Origin of the sequence: Fibrobacter sp. UWR2 (assembly GCF_002210285.1) — a bacterium.
Taxonomy (GTDB): Bacteria; Fibrobacterota; Fibrobacteria; order Fibrobacterales; family Fibrobacteraceae; genus Fibrobacter.
Map to the genome: position 1 here is coordinate 417,453 of NZ_MWQE01000001.1, position 21,734 is coordinate 439,186.

The 21,734-nt window shown below is 55.3% G+C and carries 18 protein-coding genes, 1 tRNA gene and 1 pseudogene; 10 read left to right on the forward strand and 10 right to left on the reverse strand.

Features of this window, described 5'->3' with window-relative positions; all coding sequences use genetic code 11:
- Window positions 1–197 precede the first annotated feature (197 nt).
- On the forward strand, window positions 198–2,069 hold the full coding sequence (locus tag B7994_RS01620; RefSeq protein ID WP_158213041.1) for a glycoside hydrolase family 9 protein: 1,872 nt from the start codon (window positions 198–200) through the stop codon (window positions 2,067–2,069).
- Between the two features lies 1 nt (window position 2,070).
- Here B7994_RS01620 and coaE read toward each other — a convergent pair whose 3' ends face one another.
- Together coaE and B7994_RS01630 are read right to left on the reverse strand one after the other, a co-directional pair.
- Entirely contained in the window at window positions 2,071–2,691 is a 621-nt protein-coding gene (gene coaE / locus B7994_RS01625; protein ID WP_233142930.1) for a dephospho-CoA kinase, read from the reverse strand.
- A gap of 31 nt (window positions 2,692–2,722) precedes the next feature.
- The gene (locus B7994_RS01630; protein WP_088636728.1) at window positions 2,723–3,595 is read right to left on the reverse strand and encodes a DMT family transporter; all 873 of its coding nucleotides are present in this window, start codon (window positions 3,593–3,595) and stop codon (window positions 2,723–2,725) included.
- Between the two features lie 84 nt (window positions 3,596–3,679).
- Between B7994_RS01630 and mscL the strand changes: the two genes are divergently transcribed.
- Window positions 3,680–4,120 carry a large-conductance mechanosensitive channel protein MscL gene (gene mscL, locus B7994_RS01635; RefSeq protein ID WP_088636729.1) on the forward strand — a complete coding sequence of 147 codons (441 nt, stop codon included), beginning with the start codon at window positions 3,680–3,682 and terminating at the stop codon, window positions 4,118–4,120.
- 49 nt (window positions 4,121–4,169) lie between these two features.
- Here the strand turns inward: mscL and B7994_RS01640 are convergent, their stop codons facing one another.
- From B7994_RS01640 to B7994_RS01655, 4 genes are read right to left on the reverse strand one after another with little or no spacing between them, the layout of a single operon-like run.
- The gene (locus B7994_RS01640; protein WP_088636730.1) at window positions 4,170–5,345 is read right to left on the reverse strand and encodes a DNA replication/repair protein RecF; all 1,176 of its coding nucleotides are present in this window, start codon (window positions 5,343–5,345) and stop codon (window positions 4,170–4,172) included.
- On the reverse strand, window positions 5,342–6,379 hold the full coding sequence (locus tag B7994_RS01645) for a hypothetical protein (protein WP_088636731.1): 1,038 nt from the start codon (window positions 6,377–6,379) through the stop codon (window positions 5,342–5,344). Before B7994_RS01645 ends, B7994_RS01640 begins: the two co-directional genes overlap by 4 nt.
- Window positions 6,379–8,016: a hypothetical protein gene (locus tag B7994_RS01650; protein ID WP_088636732.1), complete on the reverse strand. Its 1,638-nt coding sequence runs from the start codon at window positions 8,014–8,016 to the stop codon at window positions 6,379–6,381. The genes B7994_RS01645 and B7994_RS01650 overlap by 1 nt, the downstream gene beginning before the upstream one ends.
- A 2-nt stretch (window positions 8,017–8,018) precedes the next feature.
- Window positions 8,019–8,654 carry an outer membrane lipoprotein carrier protein LolA gene (locus B7994_RS01655; RefSeq protein WP_088636733.1) on the reverse strand — a complete coding sequence of 212 codons (636 nt, stop codon included), beginning with the start codon at window positions 8,652–8,654 and terminating at the stop codon, window positions 8,019–8,021.
- Window positions 8,655–8,759: 105 nt separating this feature from the next.
- Here B7994_RS01655 and B7994_RS01660 point away from each other — a divergent pair, with 105 nt between their 5' ends.
- Window positions 8,760–9,881 carry a hypothetical protein gene (locus B7994_RS01660; protein ID WP_088636734.1) on the forward strand — a complete coding sequence of 374 codons (1,122 nt, stop codon included), beginning with the start codon at window positions 8,760–8,762 and terminating at the stop codon, window positions 9,879–9,881.
- A gap of 29 nt (window positions 9,882–9,910) precedes the next feature.
- Window positions 9,911–10,978, forward strand: a complete 1,068-nt coding sequence (gene opgC, locus B7994_RS01665; RefSeq protein ID WP_144063701.1) for an OpgC domain-containing protein — start codon at window positions 9,911–9,913, stop codon at window positions 10,976–10,978.
- Window positions 10,979–11,273: 295 nt separating this feature from the next.
- Here the strand turns inward: opgC and B7994_RS01670 are convergent, their stop codons facing one another.
- Window positions 11,274–12,335 (reverse strand): lipoprotein, encoded by a 1,062-nt coding sequence (locus B7994_RS01670; protein ID WP_088636736.1) that lies wholly within the window; start codon window positions 12,333–12,335, stop codon window positions 11,274–11,276.
- Window positions 12,336–12,480: 145 nt separating this feature from the next.
- On the opposite strand from B7994_RS01670, the gene B7994_RS01675 reads away from it, so the two are divergent.
- Window positions 12,481–13,911, forward strand: coding sequence for a glycogen synthase (locus tag B7994_RS01675; protein WP_088636737.1), 1,431 nt, complete (start codon window positions 12,481–12,483; stop codon window positions 13,909–13,911).
- Window positions 13,902–13,975 (forward strand) — tRNA-Ile (locus B7994_RS01680). The genes B7994_RS01675 and B7994_RS01680 overlap by 10 nt, the downstream gene beginning before the upstream one ends.
- Window positions 13,976–14,065: 90 nt before the next feature.
- Here the strand turns inward: B7994_RS01680 and B7994_RS01685 are convergent.
- Window positions 14,066–14,995: a cation diffusion facilitator family transporter gene (locus tag B7994_RS01685; protein WP_088636738.1), complete on the reverse strand. Its 930-nt coding sequence runs from the start codon at window positions 14,993–14,995 to the stop codon at window positions 14,066–14,068.
- Window positions 14,996–15,098: 103 nt separating this feature from the next.
- On the opposite strand from B7994_RS01685, the gene B7994_RS01690 reads away from it, so the two are divergent.
- The 3 genes from B7994_RS01690 to B7994_RS01700 all read left to right on the forward strand — a co-directional run bounded on the left by B7994_RS01690 (window position 15,099) and on the right by B7994_RS01700 (window position 18,356).
- Window positions 15,099–16,439 (forward strand): efflux RND transporter periplasmic adaptor subunit, encoded by a 1,341-nt coding sequence (locus B7994_RS01690; RefSeq protein WP_088636739.1) that lies wholly within the window; start codon window positions 15,099–15,101, stop codon window positions 16,437–16,439.
- 7 nt (window positions 16,440–16,446) lie between these two features.
- Window positions 16,447–17,559: a macro domain-containing protein gene (locus B7994_RS01695; protein WP_088636740.1), complete on the forward strand. Its 1,113-nt coding sequence runs from the start codon at window positions 16,447–16,449 to the stop codon at window positions 17,557–17,559.
- Between the two features lie 140 nt (window positions 17,560–17,699).
- Complete coding sequence (locus tag B7994_RS01700; protein ID WP_088636741.1) at window positions 17,700–18,356, forward strand: vWA domain-containing protein; 657 nt, start codon at window positions 17,700–17,702, stop codon at window positions 18,354–18,356.
- Window position 18,357: 1 nt separating this feature from the next.
- Here the strand turns inward: B7994_RS01700 and B7994_RS14405 are convergent, their stop codons facing one another.
- Window positions 18,358–19,203 carry a TolB family protein gene (locus B7994_RS14405; RefSeq protein ID WP_369832748.1) on the reverse strand — a complete coding sequence of 282 codons (846 nt, stop codon included), beginning with the start codon at window positions 19,201–19,203 and terminating at the stop codon, window positions 18,358–18,360.
- Window positions 19,204–19,896: 693 nt separating this feature from the next.
- Window positions 19,897–20,253 (reverse strand): annotated as a pseudogene (locus B7994_RS14410) (Gfo/Idh/MocA family protein); the annotation flags it as partial.
- Between the two features lie 122 nt (window positions 20,254–20,375).
- Between B7994_RS14410 and B7994_RS01710 the strand changes: the two are divergent.
- Complete coding sequence (locus B7994_RS01710) at window positions 20,376–21,734, forward strand: ScpA family protein (RefSeq protein ID WP_088636743.1); 1,359 nt, start codon at window positions 20,376–20,378, stop codon at window positions 21,732–21,734.

Genomic DNA, 21,734 nt, shown 5'->3' on the forward strand with positions numbered 1-21,734 from the left:
GTTTGCGCCATATTACGGGATTTTTGAGACCCGATTTGTAAACCTTTGTAACTTTTTGGGGCTTTTCGGATACGGGGGTAAACAAAAAACGCCCGTGTTTTCAGGTGAAAACACTTTTGTATCCGCGGACTATACTTGTCCGAGTCATCCGAGTTTAATTTTGAATGTGGAAACAAGGTGTGAAAGGGAAGGTTCCTATGACTTCGAAAAAAGTAACGATTCTTTCGGCACTCGCCGTAACGGCGACGCTTGCCGCAACATCCTACCAGAATCAGGTAGGGTTCATCTCCAAGGCTCCTAAGCAGATAGCCGTTGTGGACGCTGCCGGAAAGGACGTCGTGTTCAGGGATGCCGAAGGCAATTCCGTGTTGACGGTTACGGCTCCCGAGGCTTCCATGTGGGCCCCTGCAAACCAGGAAGCCTCCCTCGTCGATTTCTCGGAACTTACCACGCCGGGGACATACCGTGCGTTTGTCGGTGACGATTCCATAGGCCACCCCATCAACATTTCGGATAATGCGCTTGAAGGCGTGACGAAGGCTTCCCTGAAGTTCTTCTACTTCCAGCGTTCGTCAATGGAACTCACCGAGGAATATGCCGGAAAGTATGCCCGTGCCATGGGCCACCCGGATACGGCAGTGCTGTACCATGAATCTACCGGCAAGGAAGACCTTACTGCGACCTTCAATGGTTCCAAGGGCTGGTACGATGCCGGCGACTACGGCAAGTACGTCGTGAACTCGGGCATTACCACCTATACGCTCTTGCAGCTTTATCAGCACAACAAGGCGTATTTCGATACGCTCAACCTGAATATTCCTGAAAGCAAGAACGATGTGCCTGATATTTTGGACGAAATTCGCTGGAATATTGAATGGATGCTTACCATGCAGGACGATGACGGTGGCGTGTTCCACAAGCTTACGACCAAGCAGTTTGCCGGCATGGTCTTGCCCGAAAAGGCGACCTCCAAGCGCTTTGCCATTGGTAAGAGTATTACCGCTACCTGGGATTTTGTGGGCGTGACGGCTCTCGCTGCCGATATCTACAAGCGTTTCGATGCCGAATTTGCGGAAAAGTGCGCGAAGGCTGCCGGTGCGGCCCGCTGGTGGGCGACCTTGCATCCGTATGATTACTTTACCCAGCCGAAGGATGTCGGTACCGGAAGCTATACGGACGGCAGCGCTGTCGACGAAAGGATGTGGGGCGCCGCGGAACTTTACCGCATTTCTGGCCTGCCCGAGGTTCTCGAGGACCTGCACAAGTTCAAGCTGATCAACAATCGCCGCAAGTTGCAGGGTTGGCAGACCGTGTATGCCCTGGCGGCATTTACCATGGCCACGAACCCGCAGGTTTTTGACCAGGAAGATGTCGATTCCGCCAAGATTCTTATTTTCACACTGGCTGACAGCTATATCAAGGAACTCAACAATGGATTCGGGCTTGCTATCGGCAACGAGGATTTCTACTGGGGTTCCAATAGCGTCGTGGCGAACAAGGGTATGGTCCTTATCCATGCCTATATCCTGAGCGACGACAAGAAGTACCTTGATGCGGCCCAGGGAATCCTGGATTACCTGCTGGGCAGGAACCCGCTGGACCTCTCGTACCTGACCGGATGGGGCGTAAACCAGGTCATGAACCCGCACCACCGCCCGAGCGAGGGCGATACCGTCGTGGCGCCAGTTCCGGGTATGCTTGTGGGTGGCCCGAATTCCACTGCAGATGACTGCGCCAAGAAGTTTATTGATGCAGATGCTCCCGCCAAGTCCTTCTACGATAATTCCTGCAGCTATGCGACGAACGAAGTCGCTATCAACTGGAACGCACCGTTTGCCTATCTCGCCGGATCCTTGCAGGCAATCTATGCGACGGGTAAAAAGTACGAGGTGGGCGGCGAAAAGCCGGAAACCTTCACGGTCGATGCAATTCCTGGTAAAAAGCCCGGTGTAAAGACCTTCGTTGCCGGTGACAGGCTCGTGTTCAAGGACAATGCCGTGCGTCTGGAAAGGACTCTGAAAGATGGGACGAAGTCCTACTTCGACCTTCGCGGTAAGGTAATCCGCTAAGTTATCCACCCAAAAGGGAATCCAGCTGCCGATTGAGGCTCTGGGTTCCTTCACTGTTTTCAATCATGTGCAGCGTTTTTCCCGGGAATCGCGCTGCATCGCAGATGCCGGCCTGGTCCAAGGTCCGGCGTTTTGCGTCTTCGGGGGCCATCCCGCGGGCGACAAGGCGCTCGAGGCGCGTCCCTTCGGGGGCGTCTACGATCCAGATTTCGTCAAGCATCCCGACTATTTCGGGAACACGCGAAAGGAGGGCCGCTTCCAGAAAGCGCGGCTGGCTTGCAGGCTTTTCGTTACCCGCGATGTTCCCCGAAGGCTCGTTGAAAAACGCTTGCACCGCCTGCGTCAGGTACGGGTAGACTGTGTTTTCCAGCTTGTTGCGGACGCTCTTGTCCGAGAAAGCCCGCTCTACAAAGAATGCACGGTTTACACCATCTTCGGCAAGGCATTCCGGCCCGAACGCCTCTGCAAGTTCTGCGCGCAGTTCCTTGCAGCCGCGGTACAGTTCGTGCACCTTGCTGTCGGTATCGAGAACGGCGTAGCCCCGCTCCCGCAGGAGCGACGAGACAAACGACTTGCCGGCACCGATTGTACCTGTGATACCGATTTTTCTCATGGTTTTCATTATAGCAAATTTTCCGGGCATGCCCCGGGAACTACCCCTTGCCGAGCGAAATGAGGCAGAGGCCTGCTACAACTCCCAGCAGGGCGACGAACTTGAGCTTGCTCTTGCGTTCGCGGAAAATGATGATCCCGGCCAGAAAGCTGATGAATACGCTTGAACGCCGGAGCACCGTGATGATGGAGATCAGGGCGTCTTCGTGGCTCACCGCAAGGAAATAGCAACGGTCTGCGATAATGAGGAGTGCTGCCACCGCCAAGAAACTCCAGCGGAACTGGAACGGGGTCGTCTTCTTGCGAGTCGGGAACCACGTGAATGCCGTCGTGATGAACTGCACCGCAAGCATGTAGATGCTGAACCACACCTGAACCGTCATGGGCTCGAAGTTCATGCGCTGCAAGATGAATTTGTCGTAAATGCCACTGCAACTGGCGAGTATTGTCCCGATGAGCATGGACACTACCCAGCCGTTGCTGAAAAAGTGCCCCATCTCCTTCCTGCCCGCGAGACTCAGCCCGATGTACGAGCACACGCAGAGGGCTATCCCCACCCACTGGAGCGCGAAGGGGCGTTCGCCCATGAACCCGACCGCAATCATGATGGTGAACAGGGGGGCGAGGGCGCGGATGGTCGTAGAAATGCTGAGCGGCATGTGCGCGATGGCGTTGTAGGTAAATAGCCAACTCAGGCCTACAATGACCGCCTTGACCATCAGCAGCAGGTGGTCGTGCAGGGAAAGCGGTTCACAGTGCCCGGAGAGGAGTACCGGGAGCATAAAGAGGGCGTAAAAGGCGCTGCACAGGCAAAGTACCGGGCGGACAGCATTGTCCTGTACCGACTTTTTCTTGGCCAGGTCGTAAAAACCGAGAAAAACCGCTGAGGCAAAAGCCAGAATCAACCATGACATAGCGCGCCAAATTTAGAAAAATGGCTTGCCAAACTTTACCACAATACTATTTTTCAAGCAGCAACAATCAACAAAGGAGCCCACATGGGTATCAAAGGTAAAGCAGCTTCCCTTCTCGAAGAGTTCAAGGCCTTCGCGTTCAAGGGAAATATCGTCGATATGGCTATCGGTGTTATCATCGGTGGTGCTTTCGGTAAAATCGTCACATCCTTCGTGAACGACATCGTGATGCCGAGTGTTACGGCCATCATCGCCATGGGCGGTGGCAAGGATGCCGGTGAAGGCCTCAAGGCTCTCGCGTTCACGACCGCTGAAGGCGTGACCATTCCGTACGGCAACTTCATTGGCGGCATTATCGACTTCTTGATTGTCGCTCTCGTTGTCTTCATCGTGATGAAGAAGTTCCTCGGCTTCATGTCCAACATGCGTAAGAAGGAAGAAGCCCCGGCAGCTCCTCCGGCTCCTCCTGAGCCGAGCGCCGAAGAAAAGCTCCTCACTGAAATCCGTGACTTGCTGAAGAAGTAATTTTCCCGAATGTTTTCGGAACGAAGACCGCTGCAAGGCGGCCTTCTTTTTATGCCCCGAGGGGGATTTCCTTGTCGGCCTTAAACGGCAGTTCCTCGACCTGCGGGGTAGCGATGAGTACCTGGCAATCTTTTTCACGTACGAGCGATGCCACTGCGTCGCGGCGGTTTACGTCCAGTTCTGCAAAGATGTCGTCGAGCAAAAGGATGGGCTTGCCTACATGTTGCGATGCGACATCGACTGCAGCGAACCGCATGGCGATTGCCGCCGAACGGCACTGCCCCTGCGAACCCACCGAACGCATCTCGTAGCCCGAGGCGCACAGCGCGAGGTCGTCCTTGTGCGGGCCGGCCATGGTGATGCCCTGCATTTTCTCCACCAGTTCGAGTCCCTCTAGTTTTTCTGCAAATGCGTTGCGCAACATTTCTTCGGTCACGCCGCCGGCATTGTATTCCGTAGGGCTTTCCGCGACCATCGAATCGATTTCGTCCGTTCCCAAAAAGTCGGCACAGTCAAGCGCATCCAGTTCCTTGAGGATGGAACTCCTGTAGTCGCAGGTAATTTCGTCTACGCCGCCGGAAAGCCTGCGGTAATAGCCGGTTATCACCGGGGATATTTCTGCGGAAAGGTTAATGCGCGCAAGCCAGAGCTTCGCCCCGAGGTCCACGAGTTGCTGCGAAAGCACATGGAACAGGTCTTCGCCACCTACGGCAAGGCCGTCCTTCTTGAACTGCCGGAGCCATTGGTTTCTCTGCTGGAGCACGCGCTTGTAGTTCCGGAGTACACCTGCATTCGCGACCGAGCGGAAACAAAGAATTTCGTCGAGCCAGTGCCTGCGTATCTCAGGCGCACCGCGCAGCAGTTCGATGTCGGAGGGCTGCATTATTACTGCGGGCGACTTTCCGAAAAATGAAGAGACGGCACGAACCGTGTTCCCGTTTTCCTTGGCGGTGACCTTCCGGCGTCCGACCTGCAAGGCGCGGGAAAGTGTTATGCTGTCGCAGTCGAATGAACCTCGCAAGATCAGTTCGTCCGCATTCCACGCAATCAGTTCCTTCAGGTCCTTTGCACGGAACGAGAACCCCTGCGAAAGCAGGTGTACGGATTCGAGAATCGTTGTCTTGCCGCAACCGTTCGGCCCGTGAATTACGTTGATACCTGGAGTAAACGAGAACTCCTGGCCGTCAAGGCTACGCACGTGGCCGACCGAAAGCGAATTGATCACGGGATGAATCCCCTCACGCCGATGCTGAGCGGGTTGAATAGCCCCGCGCTGGATTCGTATGTCAGGGCGTAGTTCACGTCGAACAGGTATTTCTTCTTGCCGATGCGTACGTTGAACTTGTAGCCAAGCCCGAGCATCGCATCGAGCCCGTCCATGCCTATGCGGACCGTGCCTGCAGGGATGATTTCGCATTCAAAACCGACGCGGCCTGTCCATACGTGGTGCTGCGGGTCGAATACGAGAAGCGTGTCGGCTACCTGGTAGTCGATGGCTTCCATCCAGGCGTAAACGGGCTTGTCGAACACTTTCGAACGGTAGCCGAGGCCGACCTGCAGGACCTTAGGGCGCACGCCTTCTGTGGAGGAAACGCTGTTGTCCGTACTCGGGGTACGCGTCCATCGGGCAGAGAGGTTGCGGCTGAAGCTTATGTTCCTGATGACAACGGACGATGACCATTTCTCGTTCCACTGGCGCAACCATCCGAAGTTGAGTGAGACCGGACTCGTAAAACCGTCGACCAGTTCGTTGCTCTCGTAGTATTCGGATATGTCCATGTTGTCGTATCCGAGCGAAAGAGAAATGCCGAATGCGTCCTTGCGTGTTGCGCGGTACGAGAATCCGAGATACATCATCGAGAAGAATGGAGTCGCCGTGCCGAGAGTCTGGTCGTCCTCGTCGATTACCTTGAAGTCGGTATCGCCACGGTAGAGCATGGCAAACCCGATGCCCATGCGGTTCCCGACGGAGGTTTCGAGGCCGAGTGATCCGCCCAGACGGTCGAGGCTCCGGCGTTCTAGATTCAATGTGTAGTTGAAGTTCTGGCGGAACCCGAGAATGGCGGGGTTCCAATAGGCGCCCGGCATTGCCGAAGTATCTGCTGTGCCGGTGTTGCCGCGCCCGAGTTCGCGCGTGCCGGCGCCCATGCGTTCTACAAAGCCGTCGAATCCGCCGAGGGCCGCCTTCTTGTCGACGACGCCCGCAAATGCGTTGCCGGCTAGGAGTAGGGTAAGGGCTAGGAGAATCTCTCGTTTCATTATCGACCCCCTCCCAGCGTCATGACCTTGCCCCAGCCGACATGGCCATGGTTGTCCTTTACGCGTACGTAGTACACGCCCATGGTACAGGGGTTGCCGCGGTCGTCAAGGCCGTCCCACACATCTTCCTTCGCGTTCGTGCTGCGCGAAGCGTCTGCAAAACGGGGTGCCGACTTTACGATTTTCCTTACCTTCTTCATGTCGTAGCTGAACACTTCGATGGTAATCTTCGAATCCTTGCTGACCTTGTACGAAACAAGCGATTCGCTGCCGGCGGTAATAACGGAAGGAACCATACGGATGGTTCCGAGGTCTCCGCTAAGCTTTGCGCGGTTCTGTATGGAAGTCCAGGTCTTGCCGGTATCCGCCGAGACGGAAATCCCGTTGCCGTAGGTCGCGATGGCGAGACCTTCGATATCTTTTGTGAGCGGGAACGAGGTCATGGACCATATGACGACATCGCGGTCGGTCACGCCCATGTTGAAACCGTATAGCCATGCGCTTTCTTCATCGTCGTTCTCGTAGGCGCGCACGCCCAGGGAATCGAGTTTCAGGAATCCGCTTTCTGAACTGCCTACTGCACGGACGGCGATAAACGTTTCCTTCCCGACGAAGGCCACGTCGCTCACGGTGTAGTCGGCGTTGTCGTACACGTCTTTCTTGAGCGCTTTGCCGTCGATCCCGATAAACGGAACTTTAGCAAAGTCCTTTGACGAGTCGGCGTATTTGCGCCACAGGCTGCCCGAGATGGATTCTTTCTTCTGTGTCGAAGTCTCGGCGATAATCTGCGGGGGAGAGCCTCCTAGCCAGACACCCGTTACGCGCATGGTGTCGAGCGCTTTCGATGCGCTTGCGAGTTTTCCGCTGTTGTCGAGTTTCCAGAGACCCTTCGCTGTTGCAAGCCAGAGAGTCTGGGATTCGTTGTCGAAGGCTACGTCGAAAATCTCGGTGAACTTCTTCAGGTTCTTGGACGCATTCAGTTTGAGCGTATCAAGGCGCTTTTCGTTGCGATTGAATATGAGGTGGAATTCCTTCGGGTCGAGCGCCCCCCTCGAGATGTCGTATCCCGTAAGGCCCAGCATGCCCCGTGCAATCCAGAGCGTAGACTTCGTGGAGTCGTAGGCGAACCCGCTTACGGCATATGTCATCGCCGAATCTAGGTCATTCGCTGCCGACGGCAGTTCCAGCGGGGTTTCGAGCGGGGTACTCAGTGTACCGTTCGCATTTTGGGCCGCAATGAAACCTTCGGGATTCATGAAGTTGCCGCTGTTGTCGATCCCGAACATTGGGAATACCGTCCCGAGCTTGCCGGCTTTCGTTACAGGAATGCGGCGGTGTTCCGCATATACATCGTTATAGAAGCCGTCGTGAACGGCGGTCATCGAATCCGAGAGCGATTCCTGCACAGTCTTGTCGACGTGCACCTGGCCCGATGATGTGACCGTCAGGTTCAGGAGGGTCACTCCGCTATTTAGTTCCCCGCGGGAAAATACCAGCAGGGTTCCTTTCGAATTCCCTGGCGCGACTGAAAACGCCCAGTTGCTGAACAGCGTCTCGTTCGCCGCGAATGCGCAGCCTGCAGAAATGGCTACGATGCCGAGCGAGCGCATTGTCCTGTTCTTTAGACTCAGAGCCATCGTTACCTCATGTCGATTTCGTCGACGTCCTTGCCGGGTTTGAACTTGAAGTCGTCGGGCGATACCTTCTTTACGACCTTCAGGTTGATGATGTTGTACCAGGAGGCGTTACCCGAGGGGTCTACGGTGAAAAGCCTTACGGGCGAGAAGTCCTTCTGCGAGAGCCAGACCTCCATCTGGTCGAACTGTCCGGCATATTTCGAAGCGTCGAGTTTCAGGACCCACAGCTTCTGCTTGTTGAATTCCGCTTCCTTCAGTTCCTTCGCCTTGCAGTTCAGGTACTTGAACAGCATCTCGGAGGGGTGGAACGCCGAGGACAGGTCCTCGATGGCCTTGATGAGCACTTGCTTCTGTTCGGGGTTGTACTGCCAGAGGCTCTCGCCGTCACTCGTAAATTCGATGCCCGCGACCTTCAACTTAAACCTGTCGCCGTCTGCGACTAGGAGCGAACCCTTCTGGCTTGCGATATCCGGCGATTCCGAATAGAACACCTGCACCTGGAACTCGAGGCTCCATGCCTTGCCTGACTTGAACCAGGCCTGAGACTTGGCGAGTGCCTCTTCTGCGGTCAGGGCAAATGCCTGCAGGGCCATGACCATCATGGTGCACAATATAATAAGGAAACTGCGATTTTTCATAACGCTCCTAAATATGCACAAAAATACAAAACGATAGCCGTGCAGGTTGGGTTTTTGTGCAATATATTTCTATCTTTTGTCCTAGAACATTTTTGGAAGGATTTTATGCGCAAACTCATTTTGCCTATCGCTCTCGTTTCTGCGTCTTTCGCATTCGCCTTGGATGTGGAATTTCACGGGGATGTAAACTTTGACTACGGAAGCTATTTCGACAGCTCTTTCAGCCCCACTAACGCGGCCAACCAGGATATCGACCTTTCTGCCAAGGCCAAACTTGACGAAAACGTGTCTGTCACGGTGTTTGCCAATACCCACAGCACCTATGTGGACAGCTCCGATGGCCTTACCAAGGCTTCCGAGACCCGCCGTCACTACTACGCGCATTCTACCGCCATCAACGATGGGGGCAAGTACACCGAGTTCAACTTTGATGGTGTGGAACTCCGTTGGGACGTGGCTCACTCCATTAGCCTCGTGTTCGGTGACCTCATGTACACGGCTGGCGCCTTCAATTACTACTACTGGCGCGATCCGGCCCGCTATGCCGTGATTGTCCGCGAACAGTACATGCGTGGTGCCGGTATCGAAGTCGGCAACGAGAAGTACGGTAGCGGTAAGGTCTACATGGGTGCTTCCGAGAACAACGAGCATTCCATGGCCCTTTTCGGATCCTACTCCTATCCTCTCCTCAACCACGTGGACCAGCACCTCGTGCTTACCCCGAGCGTGGACTGGCTGTTCGGTAAGGAAATCAGCCGTAGCTACACCTACACGTTTGGTCTCGAAGTCGACTACACCAGGAGCTACGAAAAGCTGAACTACGGCGTGTACGCCGTCTGGGGTGTCCATCCGTACAAGGGCAAGGGCGTCCACTCCTTCCTCTTGGAACCGACCTTCAATTACGATTTCTTCAATCTCTCGGCTAACTTCTTCTACGCGATTACCGATGAAGACTACGCAGCTGCTGACCAGATCCTTACCGAAGACCAGCTGATGTTCGCCATTGAACCGAGTTTCAACCTCCACAAGAAGTTTGCTCTCGGCGTGGGCTACGAATACCACGACCGCGATACCAATGTGGATAAGGACAGCTACCATTACCTCGGCTTGAACGCCTACCTGTACCCGACGCTCAAGACTGAACTCGTGTTCTGGGCCGGTTACAACTTCAGCAAGCAGATCGACACCGATTTCGCGATGGGTGTCAGCGCGAAGGCTAGCTTCTAGCCGTCGGCCGAGCCTGTCTAGGGATACCCGTGAGAATCAGGGCTTTAGATTCTATACGGGGGCTCCTGCTCCTGCAGATGACCCTGGACCATTTCGGCAGGCCCATATCCTATTACCTTTATCAGTGCTTCGGCTTCTTCAGTGCGGCCGAAGGCTTTTTTTTCTTGTCCGGATTTGTCGGTATGCTCGCCGCGACAAGCAAGGGCGTGAAGGACCCGAAGCAGTCGTGGATGCGCGCCCGAGCCTTCAAGACATGGCGCTACCATATCGTGACGCTTGTATGCCTTTGCCTTGCGGCGTGGCTGTTCTTGCCCCGGGTCACGCACTTCTTCGATTCCCTGTACAATCATCCGGTGCAGGGGAGCGTGCTCAGCCTCCTGCTCGTGAATACTCCTGAATGGCTCGACGTGCTCCCGCTATACGTGCTGTTCCTGCTTCTGGGGTCGTTCGTGTTCCCGCTGTTCGTGAAGGCGGACCGCAAACGCATGGTGCTGTTGCTGTGGTTGCCGTCCCTTTGCGTGTGGGTTGCGGCGCAGTTCGGACTCCGCGACATGTGCAATTCCGTTTTCCCCGCCTGGGTAAGCCACGGGTTCTTTGACCCTTTCGGCTGGCAGTTCGTGTACTTCTCGGGTGCGGCGACCGCTTCCTGGTGGCGTATTGCCCGCAAAAGTGAATCCGCCGGCGACACGCTTGCCGTCCGCTCCGTCAAGAGGCTTACTCCCGCAATCATCGTGCTTCTTGCAGTCTGCTTCCTCTGGTCGCACCAGTTTTTCCCATTCGGGTCGCTAGCACTGCCTTCGGATTTCTTCGTGAGCAAGGACCATGTGGGGGTGCTGCGCTTTGTGAACTTCTTCGCGTTCATGTTGGGCATTTGCGCCATTGTGCGCAGGTGGCCGGCCCTTCTGGATTTCAGGCCGACAAACGTGATGGGCCGGCACAGCCTCGACGTCTATACCGCACATATCGTACTCGTCTATATCTGGATGTCGCTGCCTGGCGAGGTGCGTTACCACGGGCCGTGGAATGTCGTCGCTCCGCTCTTTTCGTGCGTGCTGCTCTGGGCGCTCGCCAAACTCCGCGAACCGCGAGTTAAATGAGACAAGGGGGGGGGGCGCCCCTCATGGTGCGGCGAGAAAAACAGTTTAAAGGAAAGCCGCAGGGACTAACAGTCACAAGGTTTTCCTCCCGGAACACACATCCCCTATTTGCGACAGAGCAACAAACAGATTTCTACCGGAGCCACCGCCTATCCTTGGCGGAGGAACATGCTTCACTAAGCGAACACTTGAACGAAGTGATCGTGTGAGTGTGTGAAGCATGTCTGTAGCCAACTATATAAAACAAGGCCCCGGCGAAGCCGGGACCTTGTTACATTCTCTGTAGCAATTACAATTACTGACCGAGGAACTTCTTGCCGATGCCGAATTCATCCTTGTACTGGATGTAGTCCGGAACGAAGCCCTTTTCGAAGTTGAACGTGATGTTCACGCCGCACTGGAATTCGTTCATCAGCTTGCCCTTTTCGCCAACCTTGAGGTTCTGGCGCTTCTTCTCGATCTTTTCGTCGCCCTTCTTGCCCACGAGCACTTCGGCTTCGCACCAGCCGGTGCCGGCCTTGGCGTTCACGGACTTGCCGTCGGTAGAGACGAGCGTGATGTTTGCCGGGTCAAGAACGGTGTTGTTGCCGGTCGATGCCCAGAACTGCAGTTCGCCGCTCAGGGAGGTGGCGGTCAACTTGATGGTCGGGAGGGCCATCACGTAGCCCCACTTGTCCACGCGGTTCTTGCCGGACGGGTCGGGGATGTTTTCACCGAAGATGAGGAAGTAGCCACGGGTGCCCTTGCGGCTCTTGTTGAGCGCGGCCTTCACGTCGGCATTTTCCGGAGCGATTTCGGCAATGCGGAGCAGGTAGTATTCGCAGACGACCGGATCCGTTTCGTCATTCGCTTCGGCGAGTGCGGCCGGAACGTAGAGGTTTTCGGCTTCGGTACGGATGGTCTTCACGGCGGCTTCACCGACGTTCATCCTCTTCGCGATGGAGAGGGCGGTGTCGATCTTGGCGAAGGCCTGGAGGGTGGAACCGTAGTCCAGACCCTGCTGGGCGGCCTGCTGCTTACCGATAGTGGCGTAGCTCGTCACGAATTCTTCGATGACTTCGGGCTTCTGCACCTTGGAAATGTTGGATGCAGCCTTGTCAAAGTAACCGCTGATGAGGTCGCTGTTGATATTGCTCTTCGCTTCGATGTTTGCGCCGCGCACGAGGGCGAGCGTAAAGTTGTCGTAGAACTCGTCCGAGATTTTGCCCTTCTTTAGGGCATCCACGTACTGGGCGATGGCGTTCCTGTAACGTTCGTTAGCCAGGTGTTCGTCGCCACGCTTTTCGTTGGCTCCCTTGCATCCGGTAAGCGTAAAGGCCACCGACATGGCTAAAGTGGCAAGAAAAATTTTCTTCATTGGTTTAATCCTCGAGGATGAAGTTCAAAATAACCTAAAAACCCATGTTAAATGGGTCGAAGGCCTTCCACATGATAATTTAATTAAATAAATTTGTCTTATATCACACATGTAGGTAAATTTTTTTTTGGAGTGTGTGTAGGGAATGGATATTTTAGTTGTCAGCCCGGAAGCGGGTAACTGGCAGATACCGAGTCCGCTGACCACGGCGGTCAACCGGTTGACCGATGCATTCGCCCAGGCCGGGGTGAATGTTGTAACCTGTTCCCCGTTCTACAAGAACCACTTACAAAATCTGGAAAGTTACAAGTGCGTGTTCCGCGGAGCGGAACGCCTGCACGGCAAGCCCTACGAGGTCTGGGTATCAGAGGAAGATCCTCTACACACCTATATATATAATGAAGACTATTTCGGGCGCCCCTATGTCTATGGCCCGCCCAAGAGTGTCCCGTACGGAGACAACCACCTGCGGTTTGCCTTCCTTGCCTCGGCTTGCCTGAGCTACGCTATCGAGACCAAGACCAAGGTCCAGGCGATTCTCGGCCACGAATGGGGCGGTGCGCTTGTAGGTGCGCTGGCGCACAATATCTACAAGGAAGAATTTGGCGACGTGCCGTTCTTCTTTACCGTCCACAACATCACCTACGACTTCCATGTGAGGTCCGATGAAATTGAGCGAATCGGCCTTCCGCGCGATAGGTACAACATGGACGGTTACGAGTTCTGGGGCAAGGTGAGCCTCCTCAAGGCGGGCATCTGCTTTGCCGAAAAGGTGCTGTTCCCTTCTCCCGGCTATCGCGACGCGATGCTCAACACGAACTTGCCTGGTGGGCTCAGTGGATTCTTGAGTCACAATGCCGATAAGCTTATCGGTGTGCAGTTTGGCGTGAGTTATAAGGTCTGGGACTTCAACCGAGAGGAGCAACTCCCGATTAAGGAAGCCAAGCACAGGGCGAGACTCCAGTTGCAGGAATCCTTCCACGTGAATTTCGGGTCGAAACTTGTGCTTTACGTGCACCTCGATGACGAAGCCGGCAATACTTCGGAGACGCTAGCAACTATCCTTGCCGATATTACCAAGCAGGAAGTGTTCATCATCGTGGGCATCTCGCCCGAAGATCCAGAATGGCATTTCTACCAGGACGTGTCGAAGCAGTATCCCGACATCTTGCATGTGCTGCCGCTCGACAAGGAAACCGAGAACGTGAAGCCGCTCAAGGAAGTCCTTGCCGGTTCGGATGTCCTGTTTGCTGCAAACCTGCGTGAACCGTCGACTTCTATAATCCTCAAGGCCCTTGCTTGCGGAACGCTTCCGCTTACGGGTTTCAATGTGGGCGTGGCAAGTATGCTGAGCGACTATGCTCCCGAGACTGCCGGCTGCGCGAATGCGTTCCTGGTCGAAGACGAGAATGCCCCGCACCAGATGTTGCGCCGTCTCAAGGATGCGCTCCACGTGTACAAGAACGAGGTCGCCGACTGGGACAAGGCGGTGGTGAACGCGTACAGCGGTTTCCATTACGAATGGGCCCGCACGATTTCAAAATATTTGCTAATATTGGGCGAACTGGGACTTTAGCTCAATTGGTTAGAGCAGCGGACTCATAACCCGCGGGTTCCGGGTTCAAGTCCCGGAGGTCCCACGAAAGGCTTGCAACTGTAAGGTTGCAGGCCTTTTTTTGTTTGTTCGAATTTTGTTAGTTCGCCTGCAATGCAGGGGTGCTGGTCCGGCCTCAGCGCTCGAGTGTCTTGATGGTTCCGCGCTTCACGCGTTCTTCGCTGTAGGGGTCGATGTGCACCAGGGCGTCGACTACGTTTTCGCCGGCATCGATAAGCCTGCGTTCCACCTCTTCGGCAAGGTCATGCGCATCGAGGAGTGTCATTTCGGCTGGGACCACCACGTGCAGGTCCACATGCAGGTCCGAACCGACATATCGGGTGCGGAACCCGTGAATGCTGATGACGTTAGGGCAGGAGAGGGCGACATCCTTTAGTTTCTGCGCCACTTCTTCGCTGGCGCCTTCGTCTGCGACGCGGTGGATTCCTGGCCAGGCAATCTCGAAACCTGAATGCAGTATGAATACCGACACGATGATGGCCCCGATGGAGTCCGCAAACCAGAGGCTCGGGAAGAGGATCCCGAAAAGTACCGCGACTAGTACGGGAATGGAACTGTACGCGTCGCTCCGGTGGTGCCAGGCATTCGCCTCGACGGCTTCGCTCCGGATGGCGCGGCCCTTTGCTCGCGTGTAGCGGAATAGCGATTCCTTTACGATGATGGAAACGGCGGCCATGATGGCGGCGATCCATTCGGGGTGAGACTGCTCGCCGTTGATGAGCGCCATGATGGCGTTATAGCCAAGCCCGATACCTACCGCACAGACGGCAAGCCCGATGCCTACAGAAATCAGTGTCTCGAATCGCCGGTGCCCATAGGGGTGCTGCTCGTCGGGGGGCAGGTTCCAGAACTTGGAACCTACGATGATCGCAATGTCGGTGATGAAGTCCGATGCGCTGTGGATAGCGTCGGCCACGAGTGCCTGGGACCCGCCGAAATAGCCGGCAAAAAACTTGCCTACCGAGAGCGCGGCGTTCCAGCCGAGCCCTACCCAAGTGACGTGGCGGACCTCCGCACTGTCATCTTTTTTTGTGATACGGGTCATAATTATTGATTTTCTAAATATAACAAAACGCAACCTTTCACTAACGTTGTGCATCCAAATACACGAAAACGACGATAATACTTTTTATTTTTGGGTGACTCGTATGAAAAAGGTTTTAAAGTTCATTATTGTGGTTGCAGTCCTTGCTGCTGTCGCGTTCGGCGTGAAGCATTTCTTTTTTTCAGAAAGTGCAAGTGACGCCGCAGGGCCACTCGTGAGTGCGAAGGTCACGCAGACGACGATTTCTACCACGATTTCGGCGACGGGTACGCTCGAGCCTGTGGACCAGGTGGAAGTGGGTACGCAGGTTTCGGGCGACATCGCAAAGATCTATGTCGACTTCAATTCTAAGGTCAAGAAGGGCCAGGTCATCGCCGAACTCGACAAGTCGAAACTGAAGGCCACTCTCACGCAGGCAGAAATCGCCTACAGGAGTGCCGAGAACGACTACAAGTACAAGGAATCCACCTACAACCGCGTAAAGAAACTTTCCGAGAGCAACGCCGCAAGCGCTGTGGAACTCGAGACCGCCGAGTATAACATGAACTCGGCGAAGCTTTCCGTGGAACGCAGCAAGAACGAGGTGAACCAGGCCCGGCTCAACCTGAGCTACGCGACCATCAAGAGCCCCATCGACGGAGTGGTGCTGAAGCGCGCCGTGGAAGTGGGCCAGACGGTGGCGGCCTCCATGAGTACGCCGACGCTGTTCGTAATAGCTAGGGATTTGAGCCAGATGAAGGTGATGGCCGCCATTGACGAGGCCGATATCGGGCAGGTGAAGCAGGGCCAGCGCGTGACATTCACGGTCGACGCCTTCCAGGACGACAAGTTCAAGGGCTCCGTGCAGGAAGTCCGCTTGAATCCGACTACCACGAGCAACGTGGTGACCTATACCGTAGTGATTACCGCCGAGAATCCGGACCAGAAACTGCTCCCCGGCATGACGGCAACCTGCACTATCGTGACGCAGGAAGTCGAAGACGCCATCGCGATACCCGTGAAGGCGCTCAAGTTTACGCCCGCAGACGGCACCCCGATGGCGGACCCGAAGGACATGCCGTTCCCGCCGCACATGGGCCGCGATTCGCTTGCCGGCGGTGACAGCGCGTTTGCGAAGGGAGATTTCCCGCCTCCGCCGCCCGACATGGGCGCAGGCGGCCCTGGAAAGTTCGGGCCTCCGGGAAAGGGTGGCTTCAAGAAGCGCGCCGGCGCGAAGAAGCCCTCGGGTGACCATGTATGGGTGAGCATCGACGGGAAGGCTGCCCCGCGCAGGGTCAAGACCGGTATCAGCGACGGCGTGAATATCCAGATTCTGAAGGGACTCTCCGTCGGCGATTCCGTGGTCGTAAGCCAGGAAACCGTCAGCGCAGCGAAGAGCGAGAAGGCTTCCGCTAGCAACCCCTTCATGCCAGGGCCTCCGGGCAAGAATAAAAAGAAGAAGTAGGCCTGCCATGCCTTTAGAGATTATCCGCGCCGACATTTCGAAGGTCAAGGCAGATGCCATTGTCAACTCCGCAAACAAGAATCCTATTTGCGGGGGAGGCGCGGAATATCATATATACAAGGCCGCCGGTTACGATGACTTGCTGAAGGCTCGTGAGCAGGTGGGGCCGCTCAAGGTGGCGCAGGTCGCGGTGACGCCCGCCTTCGCACTCGATGCCAAATATATCATCCATACTGTCGGGCCCAAGTGGAATGGCGGTGATTCCGGAGAATCGCTGGCCCTTGCCGACTGCTACCGGGGTGCGCTCGACAAGGCGCAGGAACTGGGCTGCCAGTCCATCGCCTTCCCGCTTATTTCTAGCGGCGTGTTCAAGTTCCCCAAGGATAGTGCGCTAAGGATTGCGTTGAGCGCCATCGGTGAGTTCCTGCAGACGAACGAAATGAATGTAATGCTGGTCGTATTCGACCGCAAGGCGTTTGAAGTCTCGGAAGAACTGAGTAGCGATATTCAGGCATTTATCGACGATAACTACGTACAGGATAAATACGGCGATGTCAATAGGTACGTAAGCAATCGCCGGCGAAATTTGCAGGTCGAACAGGAAGAAAGGTTTTATGCCCTAGAAGCACCGCAATGCGACATTCCCGACGAGGAACCTCACCGTATCTTGGATAGAGAAGAATTCGTCGAAGAAGATGGTGCTGCAGACGAGTGCGTAAGACTGTGCGTCAAATCAGCGGAAAAAAGCCTCGAAAGCCTCGAGGATATTCTTGCGAAGCCGGGCGAAACCTTCTGTAACAAGCTCTTCAGACTCATTCACGAAAAGAACCAGGACGACGTGGAAGTCTACAAGCGCGCGAATCTCGACCGCAAACATTTTTCCAAGATTCGCAGCAACGTGAATTACAGGCCCACCAAAAAGACGGCGCTCGCGCTCGCCATCGCCTTGCGCTTGAATATGGACGAAACGGCCGACTTGCTTGCCCGCGCCGAACTTGCGCTATCGCCTTCCAACAGGGGCGACCTGATTGTCATGTATTTTATTGAGCGACAGAAGTACGATATCTGGGAAATCAATAGCATGCTTTTCAAGTTCGGGCAACCGACTCTCGGCGCATAAAATGTCGCCTGCCAGGCGACCAAATTTCCCTATATAGCACCTATTATTGCTTTCGTCAACCGGTAGCAAACGCAAAAGTGCGAACGCACTAAGCCAGCGACCATCACCTAAGCCGCACTTATAGCGGCACGGACGCAAATATGAAAAAGGGACTTACCGAAATCGTTTTTATCCTGGACCGCAGCGGTTCCATGAGCGGGCTCGAAAAGGATACCATCGGCGGATTCAATTCCACCATCGAGAGGCAGAAGCGGGAGGAAGGCGAAGCGATTGTCTCCACCGTACTTTTCGATGACGACACGGAAGTATTGCACGACCGTGTTTCGCTGGAAAAGATTGCGCCGCTCACCGACAAGGAATACTATGCCCGCGGAAGCACGGCCCTGCTCGATGCTATCGGCGGGGCAATCCACCACATCGGTAACGTGCACAAGTATGCCCGCGAAGAAGACCGCCCTGAAAAGACCATCTTCGTCATCACCACCGACGGTTACGAGAATGCGAGCCGCAAGTATTCCTCCGATCGCGTGAAGCAGATGGTGGAACGCCAAAAACAAAAGTACGGCTGGGAATTCATCTTCCTCGGCGCGAATATAGATGCCGTCGAGACCGCAAGGAATTTCGGTATCGATGAAGAACGTGCCGCAAACTTCGTGAACGATGGAGCCGGAATCGAAGTTATGTACGAAGCACAGTGCTGCCTTATGAGCGATATCCGCCATAACCGCAAGAACGAGCGCATGTGGAAAAAGAATGTCGACGCCGACTACCAGAAACGCAACAACCGCACGAGGTAAGTTATGTGCGGCGGTTCTGGTACCTTACGTAGGCAAACCGTTTGCTGTCGGGGGCCCAGGAATTCACGTTGATGGTTCCCTGGCCGCCGAATAGCTTGAGGATGGTGCGGGGCTCGCTCCAGCCGGTTTCATCGCAGCCGGTCATGAGCCGGATTTCTACGTTCTTGTTGGGCACGTGTTCGCCGGGGCGCACATCGCGCTCGTGGTAGGCGAGCATCACGACTTTTTCGCGGTCGGGGGAGATGTGTGGGAACCAGGTGTTTGAGTGCGCGTCGAACGTCATCTGCGTCTGTTCGGAGCCGTCGGCCTTCATGCGCCAAGCCTGCATGCGGCCCGTGCGTACCGAGTTGAACCAGATGTATTCGCCGTCGCAGTCGTATTCCGGCCCGTCGTTCAGCCCGAAGGCGGTTGTCAACTGTATTTCGTTCCCGCCGGTAGCAGGAATCGTGTAGATGTCGTATTCGCCGTCCCGTTCGGCGCAGTAGGCGAGAGTCTTGCCGTCGGGAGTGATGCCGTGCAGGTAACTCGGCGCAAGCGGTGTCACGAGTTCCGGCATGCGTCCGTCAAAGAAAATCTTGTAGATGCGCGAAAGGCCGTCTTCCTTGGTGTGGTGGCTTACGTAAAGGCCCTCGCCATCCGGAGAAAGGACGTGGTCGTTGTTGCAGTTGTCCACGAAGTGGCTCGGCACTTCGGTAATCGCGCCTGTGGCGAGTTCAAATTTGTAGATTCGCCCTTCGCTGTTGTAGGTGAGGAACTTGCCGTCGGCGCTCCAGTTCGGTGCCTCGATTACGCGGTCGAATTCCTTGAGCAATTTTGTTTCGCCGGTCTCGATGTCGAAAACTTCCAAGAAGGACCTGTCGTCACTGCGGTCCCAGACTTCTCCCGGGCTGAGCTCGAACGGGTAAGAGACTCCCCACTGTGCACGGAGCGAGTCCATCTGCGTCATCATCTGCATGGTCTTGCTGTGCGGCATCTCGGGGCATTCCTTCAATCCCATCTCGAGGGCGGCTTTGCAGCCCAGCACTTCGTACTCGTAGCAGTTCTCGATGCGGGGCGGTTTCACGGATTCCACGAGTGTTCCGGCGCCATCGAATAGCTGGATTTCTACCATGTCGTTGAGGTTCTGCACACGGATAAATCCTTCGGAACCGTAAATCACGCCTTCGTTCTTGAGCGGGGCCACCATAGATGTCTTGAGGTGGGCAACTTGCCCGCCAGCATACACGAGGTCAATCCAGTCCGTCGCATCTACGCCCGTATGGAACTTGACGCACTTCGTCTTTGTCTGCACGACATGATTCGCACCGCCGATTTCTTCGTCCGTCAAAAAGATGTCCGCGAACGTGAGGCTGTAAATCCCCAGGTCAAGCAATGCACCGCCCGCAAGCGCCGGGTTCTTCAGTCGCTCGATATGCGAAAGCGGCATCGAGAAGTCGGCTTCCACGCTTTCGACCTTGCCAATCTTCCCGGCCAAAATCCAGTCCTTCACCATCTGCACCGCGGGCAAAAAGCGGGTCCACATCGCCTCGCTCATGAATACGCCCTTCTCTTCGGCAAGAGCAATTACTTCCGATGCCATCAGCGCATTCGCCGTAAAGGCCTTCTCCACGAGCAGGTTTCGGCTGTATTCCAGACAAAGTAAAATATTATTATAGTGTTCGGAGTGCGGGGTTGCGATATAAATCAGATCTACGTTCGCATCTTTTGCAAGTTCCTCGTAACTGCCATAGGCTCGGCCGAACCCGTAATCGTCGGCAAACTTTTTCGCCTTGTCAAGTGAGCGCGACGCCACGGCGTAACATTCTACGCCCATGCCGTTCTTTTCAAGAGCCTTGACCGCCTTGGCCATCTTCGTGGCGATATGGCCACACCCGAGAATTGCAAATTTTAGGACCATCTTCTTGTTCCTCTTGGATTCGCCTTTTCTCCAAAAATACTCTCTTTCGGGGCTTATCTGTTGCCTTTTCTGCGTATAATTGGACTCCTGTGTAAACAGTTTATTTCTACATTTCGGTTTGGATGACTGAACTCGAAGAGCAGGAAGACTACGAAGTACGCATTGGTTCGTTCAACGGGCCGATGGACCTGCTCGTCTACCTGGTCCAGAAGAAGGAAATGTCGCTCGACCAGATTCCGATTGCCGAAATCGCCGACGACTTCCTTGCGTGGGTCAACAAGATTGGGGTGACCGACCTCTCGAAGGCGGGTGACTTCCTCTATATGGCGAGCCGCCTGATGGCTCTCAAGGTGCAGGAACTGCTCCCTGCCGAAGAACGCGACCCCGAACTCGTCGAGGAATACAATGCCGACCGTGAAAAGCTCATGCAGGAAATGCTTGAGTACCAGCGCTACAAGCAGGTCGCGGGCGGGCTCCAGGACATGGAAGGCAAGAACTTCGGTACGTACAGCCGTGGCCGCCTCGAAAAGACGCAGAACGAAGAAGATACTCTTGCCGACGCGAACATCTGGCAGCTGTTCCGCGCTTACCAGAAGAGCCTCAAGACAAAGATTTCGGATACGGTCCACCATATCGAACTCGACTACGTGACCATCCAGGACCGCCAGCAGGCGATAAACAACTACTTGAGCGTGAACGGTCGTGCGCTGTTCGAGGACCTGCTCGACAACGACAGCCACCCGATTGTGGCCGCTGTGACATTCATGGCACTCCTCGAAATGATCAAGACCGACGAGGTGGTGTTCCGCCAGAGCGAACTGTTTGGCCCCATCTGGATCTACCGCAAGAAGAACAATGCGGAGTATGCCGACGAAATGGCTCGCGAAACGGTCTTCTATTCGAAGGATCCGGATGTAAAACCTGGTCTTGTAGAAGAAATTCGCAACATGGCTCTAGCCCGCTCGCAGGCAGGCAGCGTAGGCGATATCGCCGCCGTGATGAAGGAGGCCGTACTCTGGACGACCCGCGGTAGGGATGTGACCGAAGACGACCTGCAGGCCATGCTCGAGGGCCGCGAGGACCTGAGCGAAGTCCAGGAGAACCCGTTTGCCGAGATGATGCGCGAGGACGATGCCGCCGAAGCCGCGATGTCTAATGCGCCTGCCGGTGGAGCGCCGGACCCGTCGCCCCTGCCGCCGGTACAGGAATCCGTTGCCCCGTCCGAAGATATTTCTGCTCCTGCAGAAGAAGCTATCGCTCCGGCAGAAAATGTCGACAGTGCAGATAAAGTAGTCGAAGCGTCCGACAAGCCGGCCGACACTTCAAAAATGTCCGATGAGGAATTTGAGGCCTTCATGAAGAAGGCGCAGGCGTTCTACTCCGGCCAGGCCGAGGAAAATTCCTCAAAAGAAAACATCGCCGAAGATTCCGGCGATGATGATGAGTTTCCGTCGCTGGAAGTTCATTCCGGCGACGACTAA